This window comes from Vibrio profundum, assembly GCF_050337555.1.
Lineage (GTDB): Bacteria > Pseudomonadota > Gammaproteobacteria > Enterobacterales > Vibrionaceae > Vibrio > Vibrio profundum.
On record NZ_JAKJTA010000014.1, the window covers coordinates 1 to 26,512 of the forward strand.

General features: G+C 44.2%; 26 protein-coding genes and 2 pseudogenes. 21 read left to right on the plus strand and 7 right to left on the minus strand.

Annotated features, from left to right (window positions below):
* On the plus strand, positions 1–331 hold a 331-nt coding region (locus L4C34_RS14065), incomplete at its 5' end, for a transposase (RefSeq protein WP_428789985.1).
* Between the two features lie 62 nt (positions 332–393).
* On the opposite strand, the gene L4C34_RS14070 is transcribed toward L4C34_RS14065, so the two are convergent.
* Positions 394–810, minus strand: a complete 417-nt coding sequence (locus L4C34_RS14070; RefSeq protein WP_428789986.1) for a hypothetical protein — start codon at positions 808–810, stop codon at positions 394–396.
* Positions 811–1,170: 360 nt separating this feature from the next.
* On the opposite strand from L4C34_RS14070, the gene L4C34_RS14075 reads away from it, so the two are divergent.
* Together L4C34_RS14075 and L4C34_RS14080 are read left to right on the plus strand one after the other, a co-directional pair.
* Entirely contained in the window at positions 1,171–1,692 is a 522-nt protein-coding gene (locus L4C34_RS14075; protein WP_428789987.1) for a DUF2628 domain-containing protein, read from the plus strand.
* Between the two features lie 301 nt (positions 1,693–1,993).
* Positions 1,994–2,323 carry a helix-turn-helix domain-containing protein gene (locus L4C34_RS14080; RefSeq protein ID WP_428789988.1) on the plus strand — a complete coding sequence of 110 codons (330 nt, stop codon included), beginning with the start codon at positions 1,994–1,996 and terminating at the stop codon, positions 2,321–2,323.
* On the opposite strand, the gene L4C34_RS14085 is transcribed toward L4C34_RS14080, so the two are convergent.
* Positions 2,318–2,536, minus strand: coding sequence for a hypothetical protein (locus L4C34_RS14085; protein WP_428789989.1), 219 nt, complete (start codon positions 2,534–2,536; stop codon positions 2,318–2,320). The genes L4C34_RS14080 and L4C34_RS14085 overlap by 6 nt on opposite strands.
* 620 nt (positions 2,537–3,156) lie before the next feature.
* Here L4C34_RS14085 and L4C34_RS14090 point away from each other — a divergent pair.
* Positions 3,157–3,474 (plus strand): hypothetical protein, encoded by a 318-nt coding sequence (locus L4C34_RS14090; protein WP_428789990.1) that lies wholly within the window; start codon positions 3,157–3,159, stop codon positions 3,472–3,474.
* A gap of 252 nt (positions 3,475–3,726) precedes the next feature.
* Here the strand turns inward: L4C34_RS14090 and L4C34_RS14095 are convergent, their stop codons facing one another.
* The gene (locus tag L4C34_RS14095; protein ID WP_428789991.1) at positions 3,727–4,140 is read right to left on the minus strand and encodes a hypothetical protein; all 414 of its coding nucleotides are present in this window, start codon (positions 4,138–4,140) and stop codon (positions 3,727–3,729) included.
* A gap of 179 nt (positions 4,141–4,319) precedes the next feature.
* On the opposite strand from L4C34_RS14095, the pseudogene L4C34_RS14100 reads away from it, so the two are divergent.
* The 4 genes and pseudogenes from L4C34_RS14100 (at position 4,320) to L4C34_RS14115 (ending at position 7,894) form a co-directional block, all read left to right on the plus strand.
* Positions 4,320–5,012, plus strand: a pseudogene (locus tag L4C34_RS14100) (IS1 family transposase).
* Positions 5,013–5,203: 191 nt separating this feature from the next.
* Entirely contained in the window at positions 5,204–5,887 is a 684-nt protein-coding gene (locus L4C34_RS14105; protein WP_428789992.1) for a substrate-binding periplasmic protein, read from the plus strand.
* 534 nt (positions 5,888–6,421) lie between these two features.
* The gene (locus L4C34_RS14110; RefSeq protein WP_428789993.1) at positions 6,422–7,189 is read left to right on the plus strand and encodes a substrate-binding periplasmic protein; all 768 of its coding nucleotides are present in this window, start codon (positions 6,422–6,424) and stop codon (positions 7,187–7,189) included.
* A 3-nt stretch (positions 7,190–7,192) separates the two neighbouring features.
* Positions 7,193–7,894 (plus strand): annotated as a pseudogene (locus tag L4C34_RS14115) (IS1 family transposase).
* Positions 7,895–7,944: 50 nt separating this feature from the next.
* On the opposite strand, the gene L4C34_RS14120 reads toward L4C34_RS14115, so the two are convergent.
* On the minus strand, positions 7,945–8,664 hold the full coding sequence (locus L4C34_RS14120) for an AraC family transcriptional regulator (RefSeq protein WP_428790104.1): 720 nt from the start codon (positions 8,662–8,664) through the stop codon (positions 7,945–7,947).
* A 165-nt stretch (positions 8,665–8,829) separates the two neighbouring features.
* On the opposite strand from L4C34_RS14120, the gene L4C34_RS14125 reads away from it, so the two are divergent.
* The 3 genes from L4C34_RS14125 to L4C34_RS14135 all read left to right on the plus strand — a co-directional run bounded on the left by L4C34_RS14125 (position 8,830) and on the right by L4C34_RS14135 (position 11,761).
* Positions 8,830–9,726, plus strand: coding sequence for a DMT family transporter (locus tag L4C34_RS14125; RefSeq protein ID WP_428789994.1), 897 nt, complete (start codon positions 8,830–8,832; stop codon positions 9,724–9,726).
* A 189-nt stretch (positions 9,727–9,915) separates the two neighbouring features.
* Complete coding sequence (locus tag L4C34_RS14130; RefSeq protein WP_428789995.1) at positions 9,916–10,677, plus strand: DeoR/GlpR family transcriptional regulator; 762 nt, start codon at positions 9,916–9,918, stop codon at positions 10,675–10,677.
* 568 nt (positions 10,678–11,245) lie between these two features.
* Positions 11,246–11,761, plus strand: coding sequence for an RNA methyltransferase (locus tag L4C34_RS14135; RefSeq protein WP_428789996.1), 516 nt, complete (start codon positions 11,246–11,248; stop codon positions 11,759–11,761).
* Positions 11,762–11,834: 73 nt separating this feature from the next.
* Here L4C34_RS14135 and L4C34_RS14140 read toward each other — a convergent pair whose 3' ends face one another.
* Complete coding sequence (locus L4C34_RS14140; protein ID WP_428789997.1) at positions 11,835–13,661, minus strand: MOSC N-terminal beta barrel domain-containing protein; 1,827 nt, start codon at positions 13,659–13,661, stop codon at positions 11,835–11,837.
* Positions 13,662–13,923: 262 nt separating this feature from the next.
* On the opposite strand from L4C34_RS14140, the gene pyrC reads away from it, so the two are divergent.
* The 3 genes from pyrC (at position 13,924) to L4C34_RS14155 (ending at position 17,367) form a co-directional block, all read left to right on the plus strand.
* Positions 13,924–14,952 carry a dihydroorotase gene (gene pyrC, locus L4C34_RS14145; RefSeq protein ID WP_428789998.1) on the plus strand — a complete coding sequence of 343 codons (1,029 nt, stop codon included), beginning with the start codon at positions 13,924–13,926 and terminating at the stop codon, positions 14,950–14,952.
* A gap of 281 nt (positions 14,953–15,233) precedes the next feature.
* Positions 15,234–16,478: a GGDEF domain-containing protein gene (locus L4C34_RS14150; RefSeq protein ID WP_428789999.1), complete on the plus strand. Its 1,245-nt coding sequence runs from the start codon at positions 15,234–15,236 to the stop codon at positions 16,476–16,478.
* A 55-nt stretch (positions 16,479–16,533) separates the two neighbouring features.
* Positions 16,534–17,367, plus strand: coding sequence for a hypothetical protein (locus L4C34_RS14155; protein ID WP_428790000.1), 834 nt, complete (start codon positions 16,534–16,536; stop codon positions 17,365–17,367).
* A gap of 55 nt (positions 17,368–17,422) precedes the next feature.
* Here the strand turns inward: L4C34_RS14155 and L4C34_RS14160 are convergent, their stop codons facing one another.
* Both L4C34_RS14160 and L4C34_RS14165 read right to left on the minus strand, forming a co-directional pair.
* Entirely contained in the window at positions 17,423–18,148 is a 726-nt protein-coding gene (locus tag L4C34_RS14160) for a YdcF family protein (protein ID WP_428790001.1), read from the minus strand.
* Between the two features lie 145 nt (positions 18,149–18,293).
* The gene (locus tag L4C34_RS14165; protein WP_428790002.1) at positions 18,294–18,494 is read right to left on the minus strand and encodes a restriction endonuclease subunit S; all 201 of its coding nucleotides are present in this window, start codon (positions 18,492–18,494) and stop codon (positions 18,294–18,296) included.
* A 389-nt stretch (positions 18,495–18,883) separates the two neighbouring features.
* On the opposite strand from L4C34_RS14165, the gene L4C34_RS14170 reads away from it, so the two are divergent.
* The 7 genes from L4C34_RS14170 to L4C34_RS14200 all read left to right on the plus strand — a co-directional run bounded on the left by L4C34_RS14170 (position 18,884) and on the right by L4C34_RS14200 (position 26,504).
* The gene (locus L4C34_RS14170) at positions 18,884–19,858 is read left to right on the plus strand and encodes an AAA family ATPase (RefSeq protein WP_428790003.1); all 975 of its coding nucleotides are present in this window, start codon (positions 18,884–18,886) and stop codon (positions 19,856–19,858) included.
* 9 nt (positions 19,859–19,867) lie between these two features.
* Positions 19,868–20,791, plus strand: a complete 924-nt coding sequence (locus tag L4C34_RS14175; RefSeq protein WP_428790004.1) for a DUF58 domain-containing protein — start codon at positions 19,868–19,870, stop codon at positions 20,789–20,791.
* 6 nt (positions 20,792–20,797) lie between these two features.
* A complete protein-coding gene (locus L4C34_RS14180; protein WP_428790005.1) occupies positions 20,798–21,268 on the plus strand; it encodes a DUF4381 domain-containing protein in 471 nt (156 codons plus the stop codon).
* A 4-nt stretch (positions 21,269–21,272) separates the two neighbouring features.
* On the plus strand, positions 21,273–22,241 hold the full coding sequence (locus L4C34_RS14185) for a vWA domain-containing protein (protein WP_428790006.1): 969 nt from the start codon (positions 21,273–21,275) through the stop codon (positions 22,239–22,241).
* Positions 22,234–24,126, plus strand: a complete 1,893-nt coding sequence (locus L4C34_RS14190; RefSeq protein WP_428790007.1) for a VWA domain-containing protein — start codon at positions 22,234–22,236, stop codon at positions 24,124–24,126. The genes L4C34_RS14185 and L4C34_RS14190 overlap by 8 nt, the downstream gene beginning before the upstream one ends.
* A gap of 2 nt (positions 24,127–24,128) precedes the next feature.
* Positions 24,129–25,778, plus strand: a complete 1,650-nt coding sequence (locus tag L4C34_RS14195) for a BatD family protein (protein WP_428790008.1) — start codon at positions 24,129–24,131, stop codon at positions 25,776–25,778.
* 249 nt (positions 25,779–26,027) lie between these two features.
* Positions 26,028–26,504: a L,D-transpeptidase family protein gene (locus L4C34_RS14200; RefSeq protein ID WP_428790105.1), complete on the plus strand. Its 477-nt coding sequence runs from the start codon at positions 26,028–26,030 to the stop codon at positions 26,502–26,504.
* Positions 26,505–26,512 lie beyond the last annotated feature (8 nt).

A 26,512-nucleotide genomic window follows, 5' to 3' on the forward strand; every position in this document is an offset into this window, starting at 1 on the left:
AGCGGCGTACGACACAAAGGAGTGCCATAACGTGTTGCAACAAAAAGGGATAACGCCATTAATACCCCCACGTAAAAATGCGGCCTTTTGGGATGATGGGCACCCAAGAAACGAAGCGGTTAAAGCGTTAAAAAATGACACGTTAACCCAATGGAAAATCGACCCTGGTTACCATGACCGCTCCCTGTCTGAGACGGCCATGTCTCGATACAAAGGACTCACTAGCGGTCAATTGAGCTTAAGGCATTACAACGCTCAAGTCGGTGAGGCACTCGCTAATGTCAAAGCCATGAACAAAGTCATAGGACTAGGTATGCCTGTTAGACACTAACGGAAGCTAAGCGTAGGTAAGATCTGTCTTCAACCTGATTTGTTCAACAACGCCCTTCATGACTACTGATTTTGACGTTTGTTAACTTCGTTGATCTTATCTAAGCATGCTTGATAGGCTTTTTCTCTGTTGGTAAAAAAATGGGTAATTTCTTGGTTTTTGATTTCTTTTTCAACGACAAAATGTTGCAACTGACCTGGCACAACTATCGCTGAAAAAACGCAATTGCGTTCAATCATCCAATCTGTAATAGTGTTGTTCGCTTCCCAAGCATCCATCGACGAACCTATCCATTGACTACAATCATGCAAAAGTGCCCAAGGTAATGTATCGCCTTCACTGGAAGAAAACAGCAACCTTTGCAGCTCCTCAAACCATTCGAGGCTTAACTCTTTATTTGTTTCACCTACCACTTTGGAGTCCAGTACTCTGTTGTCGAAGGTCATGGTAAACACACCATGGATATTTCGCTGTGTCATCGTTAGTCACCGAATGAAGGGAAAAACCTAGATTCAGTATAGCTAACACACGGCAGGCCATACTTTCCCGCCATCGACTCAAATTTTGGGCTCAATTGGGCCAATGTTCGGATTGCTTCAAGTTGGTCAAATATAATTCAATTTCCTTCCATCGTTGCGCTAGATGACTCCGGGGCATATCCGAGTCACTCTCGGCTCGAGAAGTTTCGATCTTTATTGGCAAAGTTCCACACTTTGTTGTCCGGTTTCAATCTTTAATGTGGGGCGACACTTGTCCACAACAAGGAAAAGCATTGAACTTGAGTTCTACAGAGATTTACATAATCTTAAAAAGGGTAATGCTAAAAGACTGGAAACCTTATGAGCTCACATACGGTAGATATTGATGACCTAAAAGTTAGTAACCGATGGAAACGACGTTTCAAGGTGTTCGACTTGATGCAAGGTGATAGATTAGGTCGTTTTGGGTATATGGCTACTAATGAATACAATGAATTAGGTTGGCGGGATAGGTATGGTATTAACTATAACCTTTGGGCTTTCTTCTTTGGTTTCATATATTACGTACTCAAAGGGATGCCCTATAAAGCTTGCATGATTTTGTCTCTAACCCTCCTGTGGACACAGCTGTTGACTGTGATAGATCACACTGGCAGTTTTAAAGTACCGGAAATGCTCTACTGGTTTATTCCCGCTTTTTTTTGTGCAATGCTCGCAAACTTAGACTACTACCGAAAGGTGGTTCACGAGGAAAAAATGTGGCGTATATGGCCCAAATTTTTTCATAGAGCTGCGGGCGTTATACTGTTGCTCATTAGTGTACTCATCATTGTATCGGTAATCGAAATCACTCTAATCCAACCTCTACTGATAAGAGAATAAGGGCTAGCTTGCTTTTGTCTACCGACACTAGTCCGTACAAATTTACCTCGGCAGAGTGCATCTGTTTGGGTTATCGTCAGAATTCGACAATGTCAGATTAAACATTGATCTCCTATCTCTGGGCTCTTACGGCCGAGTACGTAACGCGGCTGGTAGAGAAAAAGAACTATGGCTAGAAACCATACAATCAAGCCTTAATTTCAAGTATATCAAAGCGCTATGTAAACTTTATCTATTGGGTAAGGTGCCAATAGATTACAATCAAACTCCCATGGCGATACTACCTTTTAGGAAAAATAGGATGACATCTCAAACCGCAAGCAAAACCCAGACATCATTTCTTCGTCGCTTGCTGGTGGCGTATTTAATCGATAGCGGGAAAAATACGCTCCCAGCCATTATAGAGGCGACAGGGATGCCACGAAGAACGGCTCAGGATACTATTAAAGCCATACAAGAACTGGAAGTGACTATTGAACAACATGAGAGAGGTAAGTACCGCATAGTTGCTTGGGGAGCGATAAACCCCAACTGGATAGAAGATAATATTCAATATGTATATGAAGTACTGCGTTACCCAATAGAAAAAATGAGTGTCAATGGAAATACGGAAGGCCACAGTTCACTATAGGTGGCGAATTTGTTGGTTCTTTCGCGCCTGCATCGCGGGATAAACGATAGGTTCACGATTTAAAGAGTATGTATTCTCGTCAACATTTAACCAAAGCATACCAGTAGGCAATGACTGTGTAAGTTGCTGCGCGGATCCATCTTCCATATCGAGCAATACTGCAAATTCCATCGTGGTGTTAGGGCACTCAATGGAGGGAGGATAAAAGCTCATTGATTCGATGGTTCGGGTATCGGTGTAGCCACTCGTAATCTTGTTTGAATTACTTTGGCAGCTCTCATTGAGGGTAAACCCTTTTATATTGGTGGAAGGGCTTTCTCCAGTATCAAAGTAAAGTACAGTTGTTAGAGGGAAGGTTACCCTAGCGAAAGCGCCACGTAGGCTTTTTTGTTGGGCTTCCCGTTACACCTAAACTGACTGCGAAATTTATAATTGTCCTGACGAGAGCTAGAGTCATTGGGTGAGTTTACAATACTTTCCTAATTTGAACGTACGAGACAAATCAAGCCTTCTAGCTCATTCCTGGACAAAAACGAGCTAGGTATAATGACTGTGTCCAGCCTACTCAGATAAGGCAAAGTATTGCAAAATAAACTGAGCGTCCATCGGGAGTAAAGTGTTTTCATTTGAAATCAGGATAGGACATGGCAGGCAGCTCGTCTCTGTGAGAATCCGCCCACTTTACCTATGGCCCTCATACCCTATACTGGATTAGAACACACCAAGTTAGAAGAAAAATATGACACAGCGGAATATTCATGGCGGGCATGAGTTTCATTTTGAGGGAAGTCTTCTTATCGCTCGAAGTTGGGGGTCATGGAATCTAGAAGCAATTGAATTATTGCCAATCTCAGTGGGTACGAGAGCTAAAAAAAAGCGGCTTAACACATTGGGGATTCTGTATTAATTCCACTGAATGGGAAATAGCCACGCCTGATGCATGGGAAAAGATCTTCTTATTTATGACTTGGGTAGCTAAAAATGGTTGTCAATTCGGTGGGGTTAGCTATTCGAAACAATTTATCATAGACATGGCCGATCAAGCTATGGATAAAGCAACGAAAGATCTAGGTATGATATACCAAATATTTGATAACCATGACAAATGCTTATCGTGGTGCAGGCTTCAAGAAAAAGCCATCATTACGTAACCAAATACTAGGAAATTCAGCAGTTGGTTCGGTTTGTCAGGAACTCCAGCCAAACTAAGGTCAATGGTAGTTGATACCTAAAATAGTTTTACGCTAGCCCCCATGATTAACAAGTGAATCTTAGCGGTTCTGTCGCATATTTTTTTGGAAAGTGCCGGTATACCGTTTTTCAGACACAATTCAAATTACACAGCAGAGACTTTGAAAATCAACAACAGGAAATGATGCTAGGCGCATCGATATTAAATCGATTTACCCAGCTTGGTATGCCAATTTATCGATGCATGCCTGATATGCCTCGTCGTAATCACCAAAAAGTTTAACAATACTTTGATCATCGAGTCCTTTCTCTAACGTGTACTGGTGTATTTTTCTTGAGAAAACCACTACAAAAAGCACACAATTTTTCTCTTCAAGAAAATGTATTACATCATTTGCCGATTCCCAAAAATCCAACGATGCCATTTCCCAATCTCTTGCATCATTGATAACTACCCAAGGGTCTTCGTAACAATCATCTGACAGCTCGATTACCTTTAGGGCATCCTCTAGCCATTCGTCGCTTGCCTCTTTATTCGTAGGGCCACTAACTTGAGTATGTAATATTCTATTTTTAAATTCTAATGTCCATTTCCCATGAACACTCAATTGGTGCATTTTTTTCATTTCGCTTTCTACTTTCTCAATACCGTCTCAAGAGTATAGGATAAGTGGACCCCATCAATTTCTCGCTTTAGATCGATTAACTTTTCAACGGAAGCGTTCATTAGAAATTTATTTTCCTCGTGATAAGTTATTACGCCAACTCATTGATATATAGTATATTTCACATTTAGGAAGTGATCGTGACCACCATTGAAGTACCTAGCCGATTCTGTTCGCAGACTAACCCCGTGAGAAAGCATGGAACGGGTTCAACTGGGCAACAGCGTTACCGCTGCCTTGAGTGTAAACGCACCTTCCAACTGGATTATGAATATGAAGCGTGGAAGCCCTATGTAAAAGAAAAAATCATTGATATGGCGATGAATGGGGCAGGATTAAGGGATACAGGTAGAGTCCTAAAGGTCGGTTACAATACCGTTTTACGCACTCTAAAAAACTCCAACCGAGGCAAGTGACCACTATCCTGTTTGATACCGTGAATATTGAACTGATTTGCGAAGTCGACGAACAATAGTCCTCTGTCGGAAATAAAAAGAATCAACGTTGGTTGTGGTGCGCATGGGAACCAAGGTTCAAACGCATTGTCGCCCTTGCATTCGGAAAGCGGAACAGCCAAGCATTCAAGCGCCTCCAAAGCTTGCTGACTCCCTTTACCATCAATTCCTTCTATACGGATGACTTCAGTGTTTATTCGGCAAACTTACCACGCGAAAAACACATTGTGGGCAAACGCTACACAGAGATTCTAGCGGACCTATCTCACTTTGCGCACTCGACTAAAGAGATTAGTGAGAAAAACGATTGGCTTCTCTAAGTCAGAAGCTATGCACGACAAGGTGATTGGGACTTTCATAGAACGAGAGTATTACTAGTGTCTCAACTAATTGGAGTCCACGACCAGAAAAGTTAACTATCTTCAATGACCACGAATATAAATAATACGTTAGCTTAAACTTGATGGATGAGACATCGTGTTTTTGGCTACACTTCAACTATAGGGTTAATGGTTAAGTGGGTGAGCATGAGGTATTTATTCTCTCTGGTAGTATGCAGTATAATTGGGGTGGGTTTTCCTCTTCGCTCTGAAACGGAACTGCTTCGGATTGTAACTATGCAGGTGGCACCCGCTGGAATTAAAGAAAATGGTGAAAATAAGGGGGCCGTCTATGAGATCAGTAATGAAATTGCTAGGCGGGCCAACTTGAATTACGTTAACTCAATTAAGCCATATCGACGTATGATCCATGACCTAACGTCGGGAAAGTCAGATATGTCCATTTTCACACACAATACGAATCTTGGTAATAAGGTCATTGAAGTAATACCGGTTTATCATCTGAAAACCCTCGTTGTCGGGCGAAAAGTGCATGATATTCAGAGCTTAGAAGAGCTAAAGGGAAAAAAGGTCGGTATTGTTCGCGGCACAAGCCTTAGTGACGAACCAGAAATAAGCCAGATGAAATTGGTACAATTCAAGGACTTTAAGCAAGGACTAAAAATGCTACTAGCGGGGCGAATCAAGGCGCTGGTGGGAGTTGATCTTGCGCTGTATTATTGGATTAATAAGATGGATATTTCCCGAAAAGATTTAGGACAACCATATATATTCAAAACTCAAGGTTCGATTCTACATGTTTCCCATCATTTTGACGATAAGGCTGCCATCACTCGCCTTAAAGCTGCGGTAATCAGCATGCAACAGGATGGCACGGTCACAAAAATTTGGTCAAAGTATTTAGCTGAATAGTATTGCGAATATTTGCCAAAAGGGGAACCTTTATAATGATCTACTCCACCAATACTGGACACGAACCTAAGTGAGGTTGTGGGAAATACAACGGATTTTACGCATGAATTTTAGTAAGGGACATTTTAGATTGGCGGTTAATCTAAGACAAAATCGTAAGCAGTTTCGGGGCAATTCCTGTTTACGATCGCCGTTCCATCTAAGCGACTTCAGATTAGTGGAAATATGGCAAAGTGAATGTTGCGTCCCGTTGAGTTCGAAATTCCCTTTAGAAGTGTGTCCGGTTGGAGTTGGCAAGAACAGTCGGAGAAAAAAACGACACTTCAGGTTTAATGGTAGCCATCATTCAATACGTGGACAAAGAACGATTATACACTAATTCAACCACTTGGCGTCATGACCCATCTTCCATGAAAATCGCAGTTATTATCTGAAAGAAGGCCCTAAGTTTTTGGTTTTTTAAAAGGGTTGTCCTATATTTATATTCCTAATAAGGAACTTATCGAATGAAGTAGTTAAAGGACGCCTATACGCATGTTTACATTAAAAAAGAAACAAATAGCAATAATAATTTCACTTTTTATTTCAAGTAATTATGTCATGGCTGATTCTCCTTGTATTCTAAGTATGGGATGGACTTCTTGGCCTCCATTTATGTATGCTAACGAAAAAAATCAAGTAACTGGTAAGCACATAGAGCTAATAAAGGCTGTTACCTCTGGTATGGGGTGCCATATTAAGTTTAAAGAAATGCCATGGAAGCGATTACTTCTAGAAGTAAAAAAAGGTCACATTGATATGGCTGCTGGGGCATCATGGACCAAAGATCGAGCAGTATGGGCGCATTATTCAGAACCTTACATTAATAGTAAAATTTCATTTTTTATATTAAAAGTTGACATGGAAACGCATGATATAAATTCCTTTGAAGATATTAAAAAAAATAACTTTCAATTAGGGGTTTTACGTGGGGCATATTACGGTCAAGAATTTGAGAGGCTATCAAATGACCCTGAATTTAAAAAAAATATACAAGTTTTAACTTCTGTTTCTGCAAATGTAAAAAAGTTATTAGCAAGGCGTATAGATGGTTATTTTATGAACCATGAATCTGGGATAGCGCTAATAAATAAGATGGGGAAAGATGAAGATATTATAACTCACCCTTCGATATCAATAACGGATAAGTATCACGTAATTATGAGCAAGAAGTCGATTGATATAGAAATGTTAGACAAATTTAATACAAGTTTAGATAATGTCATAAAAAGTGGTACTTATGATGAAATAATGGGGAATTAGAACATGTCGCTAGCTACCATTAACGTGAAATGTCGTTTTTGTTCTCAAACTAACCCTGTCAAAAAGCACGGACGGAACCCGAGAAGTATCCAGCGATCCGTTGTTTAGAATATAAACGGTGCTTCCTCCTCAATTATGCTTATGAAGCCTGTAAGCCGGGAGTTAAGGAAAAGATTGTCGATATGGCCATGAATAGCGCGGGCCTTCGAGACATAGGGCGAGTGCTGAAAGTCGGTTACAACACCGTTTTGCGCACTCTAAAAAACTCCAACCAAGGCAAGTAACCACGATCCCGTTTGATGCCGCGAGTATTGAATTGATTTGTGAAGTCGACGAACAATGGTCTTTTGTGGGGAATAAAAAGAACCAGCGTTGGTTGTGGTAAGCATGGGAGCCGAGGTTTAAACGTATTATTGCTCACGCATTTGGCAAGCGGAACAGCCAAGCATTTAAGCGTCTCCAAAGCTTGCTGACTCCCTTTACCGTCAATTTCTTCTGTACGGATAACTTCAGTGTTTACACAGCAAATTTACCACGTGAAAAACACATCGTGGGCAAACGATACACACAGAGAATCGAGCGAACCAATCTCACTTGACGCACTCGACTAAAGAGATGAGTGAGAAAAACGATCGGCTTTCCAAGTCAGAAGCTATGCACGATAAGATAATCGGTACTTTTATTGAAAGAGAGTACTATTACTAAATCAACCACTTATAGTGCAAGCAACACAAAAATTTGCCTCATCCTAAAAGTTAAAGCACACGATTCTTATACTGCTCCGGCGTCAGGCCGCTGTATTTTTTAAACATTGAAATGAATGGGCTCGCTTGGTTATACCCTAAGGTCAATGCTACTTCTTTCACCGAAACGCCGCTTCGCAACAACTCCAACGAATGGAGATAACGCATCCTTAAGCGCCACTCTGTAAAGCTCATTCCAAGTTCAGCTTGGCAATAACGCGCTAAAGTCCGCTCGGTCATGTGCATACGAGTAGCCCACTCACGTAAGCTGGTGTTGTCTGTAGGATCGTGCTCAAGGCAGTCTAAAATTGGCAGTAAATGTTTATGATTGGAAGACGGCAGAAAATGCTGCTGAACCTCCTGCTTGGCCAACTGGTCTAGCAAGACTTGCACCAATCTTTTGTCCTCTTCTGAGCGTGCAACGCTTACTTCCCTTGAGCGAAAATCCTCAACTATCGCTAAAACAACCGGTGTGATACTCAGTAGGCTGACATGACTGGGAAAGTGCTCACTATGTCCAACGATATTGATTGAGCAATATTGCAATGGCTTGCGATTGTAGCTGCGATGCATAATCCCAGCAGGCACCCAAATGGCTAAATGTGGCGGGGCTAAAAATCGGGTTGATTGCGACTCCATTTCTAGGATGCCACCGCTGATTAGCTGAATTTGCCCCCACTCGTGGCTATGTTCTCGAGTTTCTGTATTGGAGACGAAAGCATCAAAATACATAAACACCTCAGCTGGCGCTCGCTCTAAAGATACCGACGGATGTTGTACCCGTTCTGATTTTCCCGGTACTGTCTTCACATCACTCTCGTTGTCGTTTTACAGATACATAATCTATAACAGACTTGCGACACTAGCGCCAATCTTTTCCCATTATAAGCAGACGACATGATTTACCTATTCCCCTTTATCACCGTACTTATATGGAGTGGTAACGCCATCAACAACAAACTCGCGGCGTCAGTGATCGAGCCCAATGCTATGAGCTTTTATCGCTGGTTTATTGCGGTAGTCCTACTCACTCCAGTTTGTATTCCCGGTGTGATAAAACAATGGGCTGTCATCAAAGAGAGCTGGCTCAAGCTAGCAATATTGGCGTTGTTGGGGATGGCTATCACACAATCTCTTGGCTACTATGCCGCGCAAAGTACCACGGCTTCAAACATGGCTTTGATCATGGCATTAGTGCCTTTACTTAGCGTTTTTCTGAGCGTGCCTTTGCTCAAAAACCGCTTATCGTCACTGAATATCATTGGTGGGGTTGTTTCACTACTCGGCTTATCATATATGCTCGGTAGAGGAGATATACTGTTCTTTACCCATAGAACCGTTACCCAAGGAGACGGTCTAATGATCGCGTCAGCCAGTGTCTACGCCCTTTACTGTGTATTGGTTAAGCGCTGGAATATGCCCCTAAGTACGTGGACATTTATCTACATGCAAGGGGTATTCGCGGTGATCATCCTTCTACCGCTACTTCTTACCAGCCACCAAATCATCCCTTCTCAAGCTTCATTGCCAGTTGTCATGTATGCAGCCATACCCGCTTCTGTCATAGCTCCTTGGTTGTGGGTTAAATCCATACGCCAACTAGGCGCTGAAGCCAGCGCTATGTTTATGAATCTTAGCCCAGTCATTACCCTTATTTTGGCAGCAAACTTCTTAGATGAACCCATCCACCTTTACCATATCGTCGGTGGCGTCGCAGTGATCACTGGGGTTCTCTTGTCACAGCTACCCATCAGCAAAAAACCGCGAAAAAAAGGCGTTAGGGTAACTTCATAAGCGAACAAAGCGTCAAGAGTTGAGACACGTCAACAAATTCCGTGACTTAGCCCTTTGTTGGCGTTGAATTCGCATTCACAAGCCGTACAATGCTTGAAGCCAAGTAACACAAGCCCTGCTTTCATTAAAACATGATGGCAGGACTCGCTGTGTGGCTTGCCTTAGAACATTTCGAAAAGGGTAAGGACATTGAAAGCGATTAAGCGCCATCAAGAAATTATAGAGTTAGTTAAAACGCATGGATTTGTTAGCACTGACGATCTGGTAGAACGATTCAACGTCAGCCCACAAACCATTCGCCGCGATCTTAACGAGCTAGCAGACGAAAATAAGCTAAGACGTAATCATGGTGGTGCGACGATAGCCACCAGCTCAGAAAACTCTGCCTATCACACTCGCCGCGATCAACAGCAAAAAGAAAAAGAGCGTATCGCCTCAGCGTTAGTCGAACACATCCCCGACGGCGCTACCTTATTTATCGATATCGGTACCACACCTGAAGCGGTCGCTAGAGCACTCATGGTGCAGCATCAAAATCTACGTATCGTTACCAACAATATCAACGTCGCCACCATTTTGATGGCGAAGCCAGAATTCAAAGTCATTCTCGCAGGTGGCGAAGTGCGTAGCAAAGATGGTGGTGTCACAGGGGAAGCTACTCTTGATTTCATCTCCCAATTTCGTCTCGATTTTGGCATTCTCGGTATCAGTGGGATTGATTTTGATGGCTCATTGCTCGATTTTGACTATCACGAAGTGCGGGTAAAACGCGCCATCATTGAAAACAGCCGTTGTGTGTATCTAGGTGTCGATCACAGTAAATTTGGCCGTAATGCAATGGTTAAACTTGGCACTGTGGCTGATGTCGATCTTATTTTGACCGATGAGCATCCACCCAAAAATATCGATGCATTCGCAAAAGAGAATAATGTCACAATTCAAGTGGTATAATCATATGCACAAGTGCGCACAAGGTGAGTTGCAGCACGTTACGTGATTTATGTGACTGAATACAAAGAGTTGAATGAAACCCCTCCCGTACTACTTTTATTAGCGGAAAAAGACACCTTATGCAATTGACGAACTAGAAAACTGATTTAGTATGAATACGTTACTCTATGTCTTTGTGCACTGCACTGATTGAGTCAGTCAGTTACTAACCGTCAGTTGGTAAACACCAAAATCACATCGACAATAATGATAATTTTGGTAGGAAAACCCCTATTCATACGAATAGGGGTTTTTCCTATCTTGCTTACCCTAATTTCGCTGGCTTTTACCTACTACCTACTAAATATCCAGCCGCCTCTGAAATGAGTTTTGATGAATGAGTTTTGATGAATTGCCTGTGCTCAAACTCAGGCCTAAATTCAACTCCGAACTGCGCCTCGCGAATACTCTGATCCAAAAATTATTTAACTCGATGAGTCACTCCTTTTGAATTGCCGACTGCTTTGCTAGAATGCTGCCCTTCAATAAGCAGCACCTTTGCAGCAACGTTAGTTTACAGAGACGCACTATGAAAGATACTCACACGATCATTGGATTAATTAACCCGAAAAGCCCTGAAAACGTTGGTAGCGTCATGCGAGCTGCGGGGTGCTATCAAGCAGACAGCGTGAGATATACGGGTCAACGCTATGATAGAGCAGTTAAGTTAACGACCGATACAAAATCAGCAAGGCACAGCATTCCCCTAACTAGCATGGAATCTCTCCTTGACGAGTTACCGTCGGATGTGAAAGTGGTTTGCATTGAGTTGGCTGAAGGGGCGACACCCTTGCCTCTTTTTCAACACCCAGACAAAGCCATTTATATCTTTGGCCCTGAAGATGGTTCCATTGGTCAAGCTATCGCCAACAAAGCTGACCACGTGGTTTATATGCCAACTGTTGGTTGCATGAATCTAGCCGCATCCGTCAACGTGGTGCTATATGACCGACTAGCAAAATCGAACACCATCGCTCAAGACGACGAATTGATTCGCAACAGCCGAGATAACAACAATAAACTGCGTGTTAAAAACGCAAAGTAACATCGTCTAATGCTGGCTGAGATAGACTTGGTCACACCTCTACGGTGTGACCACTACATAATGCACAGATGGCTTAATCTCGCGCTTCAATATCGGTTTCAGGAATGCAGCAACACGCAAGTGCGATTCCCATATGACGTTCACTGTCTTGCAATGCGGGCACATCTGGCTGATGAACCTTACCTGATTCAATCGTGACTCGGCAAGCACCGCAAAACCCTGCTCTGCAGCTATTGGCAATAGAAAGCCCCGCTTTCTCTGCCTGTTCAAGTAATGGCGTTTGGTTATCACCTTCAAACAAATAGCCATTCAAGCTCAACTGTAATTTCTTTATTGGTTTTCCTGTTTGCTGCGCAACACCAAAGGCTTCTTGATGATAATTGTCCTCCGGCAGCCCTTTCTTTAACAGCAAATTTTTAGCTTTCTGCATAAATCCATCTGGCCCGCAGACAAACACTTGGCGCTCGGTAGCATTAGCAATTTGCTTAAGCTGAGAGAGACTGAACCTGCCTTTCAGTCCTTTCCAATCCGTCGTTGCTTGAGTGAGTGAAATCATCAACGATAAGCCTTGGTGCTGCTCAGACAAACGCGTGAGTTCGTCGTAGCATGGTATATCTTCTTCTTTGCTGCATTGGTGGAAAAACACCACATCATTAACTTGCCCGTGATCGGCCAAATAGCGCAGCATTGAAAGCATAGGTGTTACACCGCTGCCTGCCGATAAAAGTAGAATGGGCTGATCATGCTTGCCGCCAAGATGGAAGCTGCCATCAGGGTCTTCAGCCAATAAGGTGTCACCCACTTTAAAATTATCAATTAACCAGTTCGACACAGCGCCGCCATCAACTCTCTTGACAGAAATAGCCAAACGCCCCGGCCTAGAAGGGCTCGATGACATAGTATAGCGACGCGCTACATGCTCTCCGTCTACATCAATCTCAATCGGTAAGTGCTGACCCGGTTGATAATTAAAGTGATGCGCGTGTTCAGGTTCAAACCAAAAAGTCACAAAATTACGGGCGATGTCTTCACGTTCTACGCAGGTCATTTGACGTTTTTGCGACATAGTATCGGAGTACTCTTCTTTGTCTTTATACTCCAATACTTCGACTTCATCGCCTTGATGGATCATTCCCTCATTTAAAGCGACCAGATTCTGTCCAAAATACACCCCTCCTTGCTCATCCGCTCTAAATTGAGACAAGGTATTGAGTGGCTCCTTCGTTGGGCGGAATTGGCCGTTATTCGTATCGACGGTCGTTAAAATGCAGCGCATACAAGGCTTCACCGATTCAAACTCCACTTCACCAATACGGATTCGTTTCCAGCTATCCTCAGCAAAAGGTTCGCCTCCCGACACCACTAAATTGGTTCGAAACTGATCCATGCTATGCTGCTCACTACTACGCCGATTAAGCTCTTCTAACGATTCCTCACTAATAACCAGCACCGGATAACCATCGGCAAAACTCACATTATGGCCAAGTTTGGTACGCACACGCTGCGATTGCTTACCCGTAAAAAGCAGCTCAACACGTTGGTTTAAATATTGACTGAACCAATCATTGGCCTGATCGGTGGTGGTAAACGCCGGAAAATTGTCCTTCCAAACTTGAGCGGGTGTGTCCTGCATTTTGAAGTCAGCATAATGCAACTTTAACGGTGAGAGCTTGATAGGCGCAGGCGCGGTAAACACGATGCCATCCGCAAGCAAACTCGATTTGATCAGTACCATAGAGGGATGAGTTCGCGCCGTCACCATACCACCATCCGACAACGCCAACATAAAGCGTCGGTCGAAACTAAGGCCTTGTTTCTCGACCCATGATGTAGATAGGGAAATCCCGCCGGTAGATTTCACTGGGAAAATATTAATTTGAGATAGCTGTGGAGAAGACATAACACACCGTAAATTTCCTTAAGTCGCTTAATGATAAATCAAAACTAGGTATAACTTTAAGCGTCTCAGTAACTTATTCGGCTAAAATGATGCATATCCGCGGGTAGCAGGAAAAAAGTGGATGAAAACTTGCGGCCTTTCCACTATTATCCTGTCGCCTAGGCCGAGTGAAACTTTGCAAACTTTCGCAAACGTTTCCGTCATTCGCACAATCGCCCTAGGCTCCAATCAACAACAACATTAAATGATGGGAGCAACTTTGATGACAACCTTGACAATCACTCGCCCAGACGACTGGCACGTTCACCTACGCGACGGCGCACTTTTGAAAGACACAGTGCGTGATATTAGCCGCTACAATGGTCGAGCGCTGATCATGCCCAATACAGTCCCTCCTGTCACCACCACCGAATTAGCATTGGAATATCGAGACAGGATCATGGCCGAAAAGCCAAGCGCCACATTTGAACCCGTCATGTCTCTCTACCTTACTGATAACACTTCCCCTGAAGAGATTCGTAAAGCTAAAGCCACTGGCCATATCCACGCAGCCAAACTCTACCCAGCAGGCGCAACAACCAATTCAGACTCCGGCGTTACCGATGCGAAGAATGTATACCCTGCGCTGAAAGCCATGCAAGAGGTCGGCATGTTGTTGCTAATTCATGGTGAAGTCACCACTGATGACATCGACATCTTTGACCGTGAGAAAGAGTTTCTCGATACCGTACTCACTCCAATCGTTAACGATTTCCCAAATCTTAAAATCGTTCTAGAGCATATCACTACTGCGGATGCGGCTAACTTTGTCAAAAATGCCAGTGACAATGTTGCTGCTACCATCACGGCGCATCACCTTTTATACAATCGCAACCACATGCTTGTCGGTGGGATTAAACCGCACTTTTACTGTTTGCCAATTTTGAAGCGCAACACGCACCAGCTAGCCCTAATTGAAGCGGCGACCAACGGCAGTAAAAAGTTTTTCCTAGGCACTGATTCAGCGCCGCATTCGAAGTGCAAAAAAGAGAATGCGTGTGGCTGCGCTGGCTCTTATACTGCTCACGCAGCACTTGAGCTATACGCAGAAGTCTTTGCCAACGAAAACAAACTCGAAAACTTAGAAGCTTTTGCCAGCCACAATGGGCCAGATTTCTATGAGTTGCCACGAAACCAAGATAGCGTCACTCTATCGGAGCAAAGCTGGACGGTCGCTGATACTTTGCCACTGGGCAACGATGTCGTTGTACCGATCAAAGCCGGTGAAAGTATCGGTTGGACAGTGAAATAACTCAGCAAGCGCCTCTCTACTTTTATCTCAAGTAGAAGGCGCTAATTTAAAGAAACGGCACTTAGCTATTTTTCGGGACATTTTTATACTCTACACGCATAACCTTCGTACCCTACTGCCACTGCCTAACCTCACGCTGCAACCCTATATTCCAACCATGACCATTTTTAAACCACTGCCTTAATCACGTGGTGGGCATCAAACATTAACCAACGAAATGTGAATAACGCCATTTATCACCTAAACTAAGCTTACAGTCATTTTCATACGGTTTAGGAAGCATGGAAGCTTACCTCGATATCAAAACACTCTCGATTGTCACGACCTTGCTTTCTCTGTGCTATTTTTTCGGTTTGCTGCTTTTACAGCGTATCCAAGAGCCGATCATGGGCCTAAACTTAGTGGCTTCGGCCCTCCTTATACTCGGTTGGGGCTTTTTGCTGCTTGGTGTCACACCTGTAAGCGAATCACCACTGAGCGACATGCTTGCATTTTCATTAATAGGCGTTGCCTATGCATTGCTCGTCCATGGTCTATGCCGGTTTAGGCAGGCCCCGTTTGACTACTCTAAACTGTCTTACCCTCTGCTGCCGATAATGATCTTATCCATCGCCTACTTTAGCTATATCTCCCCTTCCGACAGTGTGCGTTTGATTATTCTCAATAGCTATACGGTTCTCTGTATCGGGCTCTGTGCATTTGCTAACGCGCTTGGCCGCGCTGAAGATCTCAAAGCCGCTCGGCTCGTATTAACCGCCGGCCTAGTATTAGAAGGCTGCTTTACCTTGTTTGAAGTATTTTGGACGGCTATCTCAAGTGCGAAAGCCTTTCAATCAAATGCCGAAATCGTCCATCAAGTTACCCTGATTTCGCTCATATTGATGATCATCTTTCTTGGCTTCGCGATTACTTGGATGATCACCGGTCGTTTGGTCGCCACTATGTATGACTCCGCTATCCGTGACGGCCTTACTGGACTGTATAATCGAAGAGCCTTAGAAGAGCTTGCCCCTAAAGAAGTCGCGCGCGCAAGACGTCACAGTGATCCTTTGTCTATCGTGTTAATTGATATCGATTCGTTCAAAAAAATTAACGACACTTACGGGCACCAAGTCGGTGATTCAGTACTTAGAAAAACGGCAAAACTCATTATTGATGCAACCAGAAAAGAAGATGTCTCATTTCGCTATGGTGGCGAAGAGTTTTTAGCCATTTTACCGTCCACTTCTCTAAACCACGCAGCAATTGTGGCCTCCAAACTACGCAAAAGACTTGAACAGGCGAATTTATTACCCAGTAATGTCGATCGGTGTACATCAAGCTTTGGGGTGGCTGAGTTTCACTCCCATGACAGTTGGGAAAAGTTAGTGGAAAGGGCGGATAAAGCACTTTATATGGCGAAACACAATGGCCGTAATACGGTCTTCCTCGCAGACAAAGAGCATAGCTACCGATTTAAAGACACACCAAAAATCCCAAATAGCCCAGAGCGTAGGACTCTCAGAGTTAAACGCAAAGTCACTTAGCTGCCTGATAAATGTGCTAAGTTAAGTATAACGTTGGCTAATTGACGAACTTTAGATGCGAAACGCGACTTTACTCCTTACTTGCTTAATGCTGTTCGGCTGTCAAACGACAACGGATCGTTATCCCAATTTAGCGCCCAATGTGCCTTACCAACAGTATCACCAGACTTTTGAAAGAAACTATCATCGCTATCACTCAGACCAATCATTTTCTTCCAATAAAGATTCAGCCCAACTATGCTCTTTGAGCCAAAAGCAAATTCAGCAACTCATTCGCTTTGACAATATTCGCCAAGCTCATCAACCATATATTGCCGATAGTAAACAGGGTGTGATAAATAAAGACATCGCGAACACCGCCAGTTGGAGGAGTCAAGGGAAAATATTAGCCAGCGGGGACACCTGCGGAAAACTCCAAAAAGGGCATATCACCTCACAAAAGTACTACGCGGATTATGATTATAATGAAACTGCGACACTCTCAAAACGGGATTACATCACTAAAGTATCAGTGCAATCTTATGTGACTCAAAGCACCAACGGTAAAATAATTGAGCAACTGACGGTGTTATCCTCAGGCTCGAACGAAAAAAAGGACCACTCTCCACGTGTCTATCGGACCTACAGTAATATCTTTTATGCTCCCGGTTACTCGCTAAAATTTGAGCGCCAATTAGGTAAAAATCATACTATCTCGATTTTTTCGCAACTTCTTAAAGAAAATAAAATAGAAACCAAAACCTACGTCAATGGCCAATTATCCAGCATATCAAGATCTCAAAACTACCACCCACACGGCTTGCAGCAATTTTTCAGTTCAGGCGAACTACATTCAGAGACCTGCTATCAGAACGGACACATAGTAAAATTGCAATCTTGTCAGCCGTAGAGTAGAACAATAACAAAATTGTTTCTCTGGAGTCTCTAAAGAGGCAGGATTTTGGCTACGTGCTCTCTGTGAAAGACGTATATTGGCGTTTAATAAACTGCCAAGTCAGGCCAAAGTACTCATGGAATGCCCGTTCAGTTTTCATGGCTTCATAGCCATTCGGACCAGCTAGAAGGTTGATGGGCCGCGCCAAGAAGTCCGTCGGAGCAGGGATTGGGTTAAGCCCTACTTGCCTAAAATAAGAAACTGCTCTGGGCATATGATAGGCAGAGGTCACCAAAATAAACCAATCTTCACCCACGATCTCTTTTATATATTGAGCTTCTTCTTGTGTATCTCTAGAGTGGTGCTGCATAACAATATCTTGTTCCGCGACCCCAAGGGAAATGAGTTTACGTGCGTTGAGTGAAGCTTCCGAGAGCTCCCCCTCAGAGTCAAGAAATCCTGATGTAATAATCTTGGCACCGTAGAGCCGATGATACAGTTTCACCGCCTCATATGCGCGGCCGTCAAAGTCTCCCCCCGTCAATAAAATATACTTGATATTAGTCGACTCATAGTGAGTAAGGCGCGGATATTGAGCCTCCAATGGAGCTAAAATCAAGTTGGAAAATGGCGAATAGCCAATAACAAACAGCCATACGAATGACACTATCAACGTCACTTTTGCTCGTTTAATTCTCTGAGTGAACAGAAAAAATAGACCTAGAGCAAATAGCACCAAACCCATCATCAATGGCGACAGCCAGATCGAGATAAATTTCTTTAACACAAAACCCATTTCCTCTCCCAACATTGCACCTAAACAAGCCGAGAAATTATAGGTCACAAAGTTAATCATCCATGTTGTTAAGCTCTAGAAATGAAAAAAGCCGCATAATGCGGCTCTCATTGTGAGGGGTTTCCCCACAAAAATCTTGGCTGTTTTAGTGGACAGGCGTATCCGATTGGGAAAAGAATTTCCCAAAACACTCTTCCAGCACTTCGGGAGTCAATTCACCTTTTTCTTCCAACTCTTTAAGCTTTGCAACCACTTGTTTCTGCTCTTCAAGAGATGGCAATTTTTCTTCAGGAGTTTGCTCTGCCTGCTCTGCCATTTGCTCAAGCTCTTTTTCAAAGTCACTCATTCTTATCTCACCTAATTACAGTCATCACTCGACATAGTGTATACGAAGCTCACGGACAGTTTCCAGTTTTAAACCCAGTTCTTCCTAACCGGCTCAGGATATATTTGGTTCTTACTCTGGATCAAACCGATCATTTTTAAAAATTATGTTTGACAAGAAATTGAGCTAAACATACCAAAGCCTATCGAAATAACTTCATTTTCCATACTAAACTTGCAAATAGATTGAAAAAACAAGCCGAGTGCATAATATTTGCTAGAGACAGTCACTCTACAACCAACTGACTAATACTTATAATAAAAACATTCATGTTTTGAATAGAAAAATTACAATTGAGTTCCAGCTAACTCGGAACTTTCTTATAATTTAAGCATCAAACCAGAAAACGGTTGAGAAATAGGATTTTTATGCAATCTTCATCATTCCAGCAGCTGAAAGAGTACCTTGAAAGTCAAATAATTGGTCAGTCTGACTTGATCAAACAACTTCTTGTCGCCCTCCTAGCGGATGGCCATATTCTCGTAGAAGGCCCGCCAGGTTTAGCAAAGACCCGAGCAGTAAAATGTCTATCAGACTGCATCGAAGGCGATTTTCATCGCGTCCAATTTACGCCTGATTTGCTGCCAGCCGATCTAACAGGCACCGACATTTTCCGGCCCGAATCTGGGGAATTCAGTTTCCAAGCCGGTCCGATCTTTAACTCGCTGCTACTCGCCGATGAAATCAACCGAGCGCCAGCCAAAGTTCAAGCCGCCATGTTAGAAGCCATGGCTGAAAAACAAGTGACCGCTGGGCGGAAAACTTACCCGCTACCAGAACTATTTCTTGTCATGGCAACGCAAAACCCAATCGAACAAGAAGGTACCTACCCTCTACCCGAAGCACAGCTGGATCGCTTTCTACTACATTTAGACGTCAGCTACCCAGATACAGAACATGAGTTAGCCATTTTGCGCCTCAACCGCGGAGAAGCAAAAGGTGATGTATGTGCGACGCCACCCACCCTATCTCAAAGCGAAATTTTCTCAGCTCGCCAAGAAGTGTTAAATATTCATATGGCCGAAGCCATTGAACGTTATATTGTCCGACTCGTCATTGCGACTCGTCAGGCAACGCAATATGACGACAAGTTGGCCAGTTGGATTGAAATGGGCGTCAGCCCGCGGGCAACCATTGCGCTAGACCGATGTGCCAGAGCGCATGCTTGGCTAGCTGGACGAGACTTTGTTTCCCCGGAAGATGTGCAAGCCATGGCATTTCCGGTATTGAGGCACCGCATATTACTGTCTTACCAAGCGCAAGCCGAGGGTATTCACGCTAACCAAGTGATCAACTCTCTCTTATCGTACGTAGGAAGTGCTTAGGGGCTCGATATGGTTCAAGTACAACCTCCGTCGTCCAATGGTGTTCAACTGTCACTAGACGAGTTGATTTTCTTCAAACAGCACGTCATACATTGGCTAGCACCCACTAAAAGCTTGTGGTCACAAATGCACGGCCATCACCGGAGCCACCAGCTGGGGCGCGGAATGGACTTTTCGGAAGTTCGCCAGTATCAAGCCGGAGACGATATTCGTAGTATTGATTGGCGCGTCACGGCTAGAACAGGGAAACCACATACCAAACTGTTTACGGAAGAGCGAGAAAAACCTGTCATTGTTTATATCGATCTCAGTGCGAGTATGCAGTTTGGTTCCAAGTTCATGTTGAAATCAGTATTAGTCGCGCATATGGCAAGCCTAGTGAGCTGGCTTGCCATAGCCCAAAAAGACCGTATTGGCGCTGTCATCGACAATGGCCAAGAACTCATTGAACTCAAGCCGACGAGCCGAGCCAGCGGCCCATTACAAATCATGCAGAAAGTCATAGAAGTACATCATAAAATGCTGCAAGACTTGCGACAAGACAACGGGCAAGGCTCCGGCATGTTACATGCGCTCAGTGCTCTCAGCAGGCTTTGCCCCAAAGGGAGTGAAGTCATCTTATTAAGCGACTTTACTCGTTTTCAACCCGATCACGTTTCACGCCTGAGCCAACTAAGAAGGCACAACCAGCTGAAATTCATACAAATTATCGATCCACTTGAGCAAGGTGACACCTCCTATCGCGGCGCGGAGTTGGTATCAAATCACCGAAAAAGCCAATGGATAGATTTTTCGTCTCGTCGATCACGCCAACATCTCAAACAAGCTTTTGAAAGCCACCAGCAGTCAATAAAATCAATTTGCAATGAGCACGCGATTCGCTACGCGTCGCTATCTTCTGGTACGCCATTACTCCAACAACTTTCGGTATAACACTCTATGAAAGATTCAGCTTCGACTTCTCTGTTACCGTTAAAACCCATGCAATTGCCCGACGCCCCATCCTGGTTTCCGCTCGCTTGGGGCTGGTGGGCCATCATGGGGGCGATTGCGGCCTTCATCTTATGCGGGTGGCTAATTTATCGCTGGAACAAAAAGCGATTAGCGCCGAAAAGAACGGCTCTAAGATTGCTCAATGGTGACCCAATGCCGCTCGCACCATCAGACGCCATTGAACTGCTCAGACAAGCCGCTTTATGCTATTTCCCACGAGATGAAATCGCTAAATTAACCGGTAATGATTGGTATGAGTTTCTTGATTCACAGCTAAACACTCCAAGGTTTGTGGGTAATTCAGCGTTGTGGCAACAGGCACTGTATCAACGAGTGCCTATCGAGAATGCGGCGGTTCTAGTGAGTGACTGTTATCAATGGGTCAACGACGCATTGCCTCCTAAAAGAAGGAGATAACGCTTTGGCCAACGTCGAATTTGCTTGGATATGGATGTTTTTGCTACTGCCGCTACCCCTTGTACTGTACAAACTTTTACCAAAGAAAAAGCAGCGAACAGCAATCCACCTAGCTTACTTACCAGAGCAAGGCTCTAACGCTGAGCCGAAAAAACGTGTTAGCAAGCTGCTCGCCATACTCATTTGGCTATGCCTCATCATTGCTGCTGCTCGACCTGTGTCTTATGGTGACCCTGTCACTGTAACACCGAAACACCGAGACTTAATGCTAGTCGTAGACCTGTCTTATTCGATGAGCCAAAAGGACATGAAACAAGGCGATCATTACATCAGCCGTTTAGCCGCGGTTAAAAATGTCCTCTCAAATTTCATTGCTGAACGCAAAGGCGATCGCTTAGGGCTGATCTTCTTTGCTGATCATGCCTACCTACAAACGCCGTTAACATTTGATAGAAACATCGTCGCACAACAACTAAAGCAAGTCGTATTAAAGCTAATCGGCACCCAAACAGCGATTGGCGAAGGCATTGGGTTAGCAACCAAAAATTTCGTCGACAACGACGCCAAACAAAGAGTGATTGTGTTGTTAACCGATGGCAGCAATAACTCTGGAGTTCTCGGTCCCATTGAAGCCGCAGAAATTGCCAAGAAGTACCATGTTAAAATATACACAATTGGTATCGGCGCGGGTGAAATGATGGTGAGACAGTTTTTCATGACGCAAAAAGTCAACACCGCCGCCGATCTTGATGAACATACGCTAAAGAAAATTGCCAGTATCACGGGTGGCAAATATTTCCGCGCCCACAACAAGCAGCAACTTCAAGACATTTATAACACCATCAACAAGCTCGAGCCCATCAGTAATGCAACACAAACGTGGCGACCACAAACTGAATGGTTCGGTATCCCACTCGGTATTGCTTTATTTCTCTCCGTGATCCTGCTCCTTATAAGGAGGAACCATGTCTAACTTCACCTTCTTATACCCACATTGGTTATTTGCCATCGTTCCGCTCATTGGATTGATTGTGTGGTTAAAACAACGTACCCAAACGCAAACTCTGATCGCCCCTCACCTTGCGAAGGCATTAGGGTTAACCTCCGGCCCGCGAGCGCGTTGGGCGCTTTACAGCGTCGGCGTTGCTTGGTTGTTGGCGACGCTTGCTCTTGCGGGCCCCAGTTTCGAGAAAAAAGAACGCCCAAGCTACCAAGCATCAAATGCTAGAGTACTTGTAATGGACATGTCTGAGTCGATGTACGCTACCGACTTAAAACCTAACCGTTTGACGCAAGCTCGGTACAAAGCGCATGATTTACTCGAAAAATGGAAAGAAGGAAGCACAGGTCTCGTCGCCTATGCCGCTGACGCTTACAGCATTAGCCCGCTGACAACCGACACGAACACCCTACTCAACCAACTCCCTAATCTCTCGCCTTCCCTGATGCCCTACCAAGGTTCAAACCCAGTATCGGGCATCAAAATGGCCATCAGTATGATGACTCACGCAGGGCTCGCAGCAGGAGATATTGTTCTTATCACCGATGAGCTCTCTCATAACGACGAGCAGCGTATTGAGTCATTACTAGATGGAAGCCACTGGCGACTATCCATTCTTGGCGTCGGTACGCGTAGTGGCGCACCAATCCCACTGGCCAACGGCACCTTATTGCAAAACGCGCTGGGCCAACCCGTCGTCGCTAAAACAAACTTTTCTAACATGATCCAACTAGCAAAAGCGCTAGGTGGTTATTTCACGCCAATACAACTTAATAGCAGCGATATCCAAGCCATCGCCGAACAAACAACGCATCACCTAAATAACGCGACAAAGAACAAGCAACACGACGTGAGTGAGCCTGTCAACAATGGCTATTGGTTGGTGGTCCTCCTCTTACTCCCGAGCCTATTAATGTTCCGGCGGGGGGCGATATTTAGCGTTTTATTCCTGTTACCTTTTGTCATGCCAAAGCAGGCAGAAGCAAACCCTTGGCTTAATAACGATCAACAAGCAATGCGAATGTATCAAGATAAGGACTACAATAGAGCGGCCACTGCGTTCAATAACCAATCTTGGCGTGGGGTCGCTGAATATGAAGCCGGTAAATACCCACAAGCGATCGAAACACTAAAACAGGCTAAAGATCCTAGCAGCCAATACAATTTGGCTAATGCATACGCTCAAAACAGAAGCTACGACCAAGCCATTGATTTGTATAAAAAGGTATTAACGGCACAGCCCGACAACCAAAACGCAAAATACAACTTAAAAATAGTGAAAAACGCACAGCAACAGCAACAGCAACAGCAACAGCAACAGCAACAGCAACAGCAACAGCAACAGCAACAAAAGTCTGGAGACCAGCCTAAGGGCAGTCAAGAGAAAACATCAGATTCAAAGAGCCAGAACAAAAGCGACCAAAATAAATCCCAGAAAGCACAAGACTCCTCATCGAGGGATCAGCAAAACAAGAGTACTTCTTCATCCCAGCAGCAAGCTCAAAACGCAAACAAAAAACAACAGCTAGCTGAAAATCCAAAGAATTCAGCAACCAAACCACATAATAGCGATCAAACCAAACCCCAAAAATCACAAAGCTCTCAACAATTAGCTCAAACGAAGGAGAGCCAGCCACGCGCCGAGGCATTGGATAGCAAACAGCAGAACAAAGGCACCAAACCTTCGCTTAATGAGGGGCAATCAAGCAATAGCAGCAATCAACAACAAGTCGATCCAGCACTCAGAAAGTTGGAGCAAGTTGAAACCATTCGCGATCCGAGCCGCCTATTAAGAGCTGAGATTTTATTACAGGCACGAAACAAACCCGCTCCTACGTATACAGGTAATAAGTGGTAACTATGAAACAGACAAACTTCCGACTCAAAATATGGGTAACCTTGCTCACCCTACTGGGCGCGATGATCAGTGCTAACGCAATGGCTGTGACTCTATGGGCAAGTGTTAATACCAACAAGGTAGCCAAAAATGAAATGTTTCAATTGAAGCTTGTTGCGGATGAATATGCGAGCTCTAGCGATATTGATTTCTCAAACCTAAAGAAAGATTTTTACGTCTCTCAACCAAGCTTTTCGACATCAATCAATATCATTAACGGTAACAAGAAAACCCGCAGTGAATGGGATGTCTCGCTTGCGGCTAAGCGCACTGGCCCAGTCACTATTCCAAGCTTCACCTTAGATGGGGCGAGCAGCCAGCCTATTCAGCTACAAGTCGCTGTTAATGGGCAAGTGCCGCACGCCTCGCAGTTGGTTGAGATGCAATCCAACTTGGATAAACTGCAGCTCTACCCAGAGCAAAGCGCCTACCTAAAAACCCGTTTGCTGATCAAAACTGATCCGCGAGCGCTGCAAAACCCTCAAATCATTCCACCAACCGCTCAAGGGTTGGCTATCACTCCAGTTGGAAAGCAGCAACAATATCAAAGCATCGTCAATGGCGTGAATGTCACTGTCGTAAATCAAGATTACCGAATTACAGCCCATCAGGCGGGCCAATACAAACTGCAAGGCCCTGCATTCAAAGGGAAAGTACTCTATACCAGTAACCGTACAGGTAACAGAACGCTGCTCGATGCAGACAGTAAACCCACAACCTACACTCTTTCTATTCACGCTAAACCGACAGGCTTTAAAGGTGATTGGCTCCCGACCTCTCAGTTGAATTTGAAGCAACAGTGGCTTGATGGCAATGGAAAACCGATTAACACGAAAGCGCCGCTGGGCATTAAGGTAGGTGATTCACTAACACGTATCATTACCATGGATGTCGACGGCCTGAGCGCCGAGCAACTACCAAATATTGTCACTCACTACCCGTCATCAATTCGCGTCTATGCGGATAAACCGCAATTTAGCACCCTGAAAAATAATGTGACCCAAATGATTGCGAAACAAGTACTTATCCCTCAGTCAACAGGGGATGTGTCTCTGAAAGGGGTCGGGATAAATTGGTGGAATAGCCATAAACAACACGCTGAAACCGCTAGCATTTCTGGTTTGTCCCTTAAAGTATCTCCTGCTGCGGTGAATAGCTCAGCTCTCACCGCGCCACCAACGCCTAGCGAAACTCAAACGAAAATCGTGACCGTCACGGATGCTGGGGTGTGGCCATATATCACCGCGGCCATGTCGCTATTATGGCTTGTTACACTAATCTCATTCATCACGTTGTTAAAACGCAACAAAACAAACGTACCAGATCGTGAAGGTATCCAACCCCAGACTCCCACTCAGAATTTAACGCAGGCAATTCGCTCCGGTGATACCTTTCGTGCTCAGTTCTTAGTTGAAGCTTGGCTTGAAAATTTGGGCCGGCGAGACGAACCTTTAGAGCAAAAAATAAAGCAACAGCTCAACCTCTGGCAGCAAGCAAAGTATGGTCAAGAATCATCAAACGCAGACATAAAGCCGTTAATGCAATCAATTAAACAGTTGCAGAAAAAACAGAAAAAACGCGCCAAAAAAACAGTTGAGCTCACTAGTTTATAGTTCCAACCGCCAGTGGCTTACAAGCTGCTGGCTCTCATCACCTATTCAATCAGAGCGAATAGTTTACTTATATATTTCAATCTAATAGGAGCAGACATAAAACTGAACATCTAATCTTTGCCGCACTGTGCCTTTCGAAAATTAACAACGCCAACCATACTTAGTCATAAGCCTCTATACTCACACAACTTCAATACATGCTGAAACTCTGCGCAGGTATCAGCCGACTAATATGAGCAAAACGCTATGATGAAATTTTGGTTATTCCCTTTTCTAATCGTCTTCACTTTGCCTTGCTATGGCGACGTCGATTTAATCAAAGTGGATAAATCTAAGCGGCGTATGTATTTAATTGATAATCACCAAATCATAAAAGAATATCGCATTGCATTAGGTAAACGGCCGCAAGGCCCCAAGCGCTACGAAGGCGATCAAAGAACGCCGGAAGGTTTATATCGGCTCGACTACGTAATGGAAGACTCCGGCTTTTATCGCTCTATTCACATCGATTACCCCAATATATACGATGTCGTTAACGCGCATCGGATTGGAGCTTCTGCAGGAGGTAATATCAAAATTCACGGCCTGCGCAATGGAGAAAGAAGGCCAGCAGCGCTAGTACAAAGTTTCGATTGGACTGACGGCTGTATCGCGATCACCAATCGAGAGATGGATGAGCTGCTGAGTTTAGTCAAAGTGGGGACACCCATTCAAATCGAGTGGTAACCCGCTTT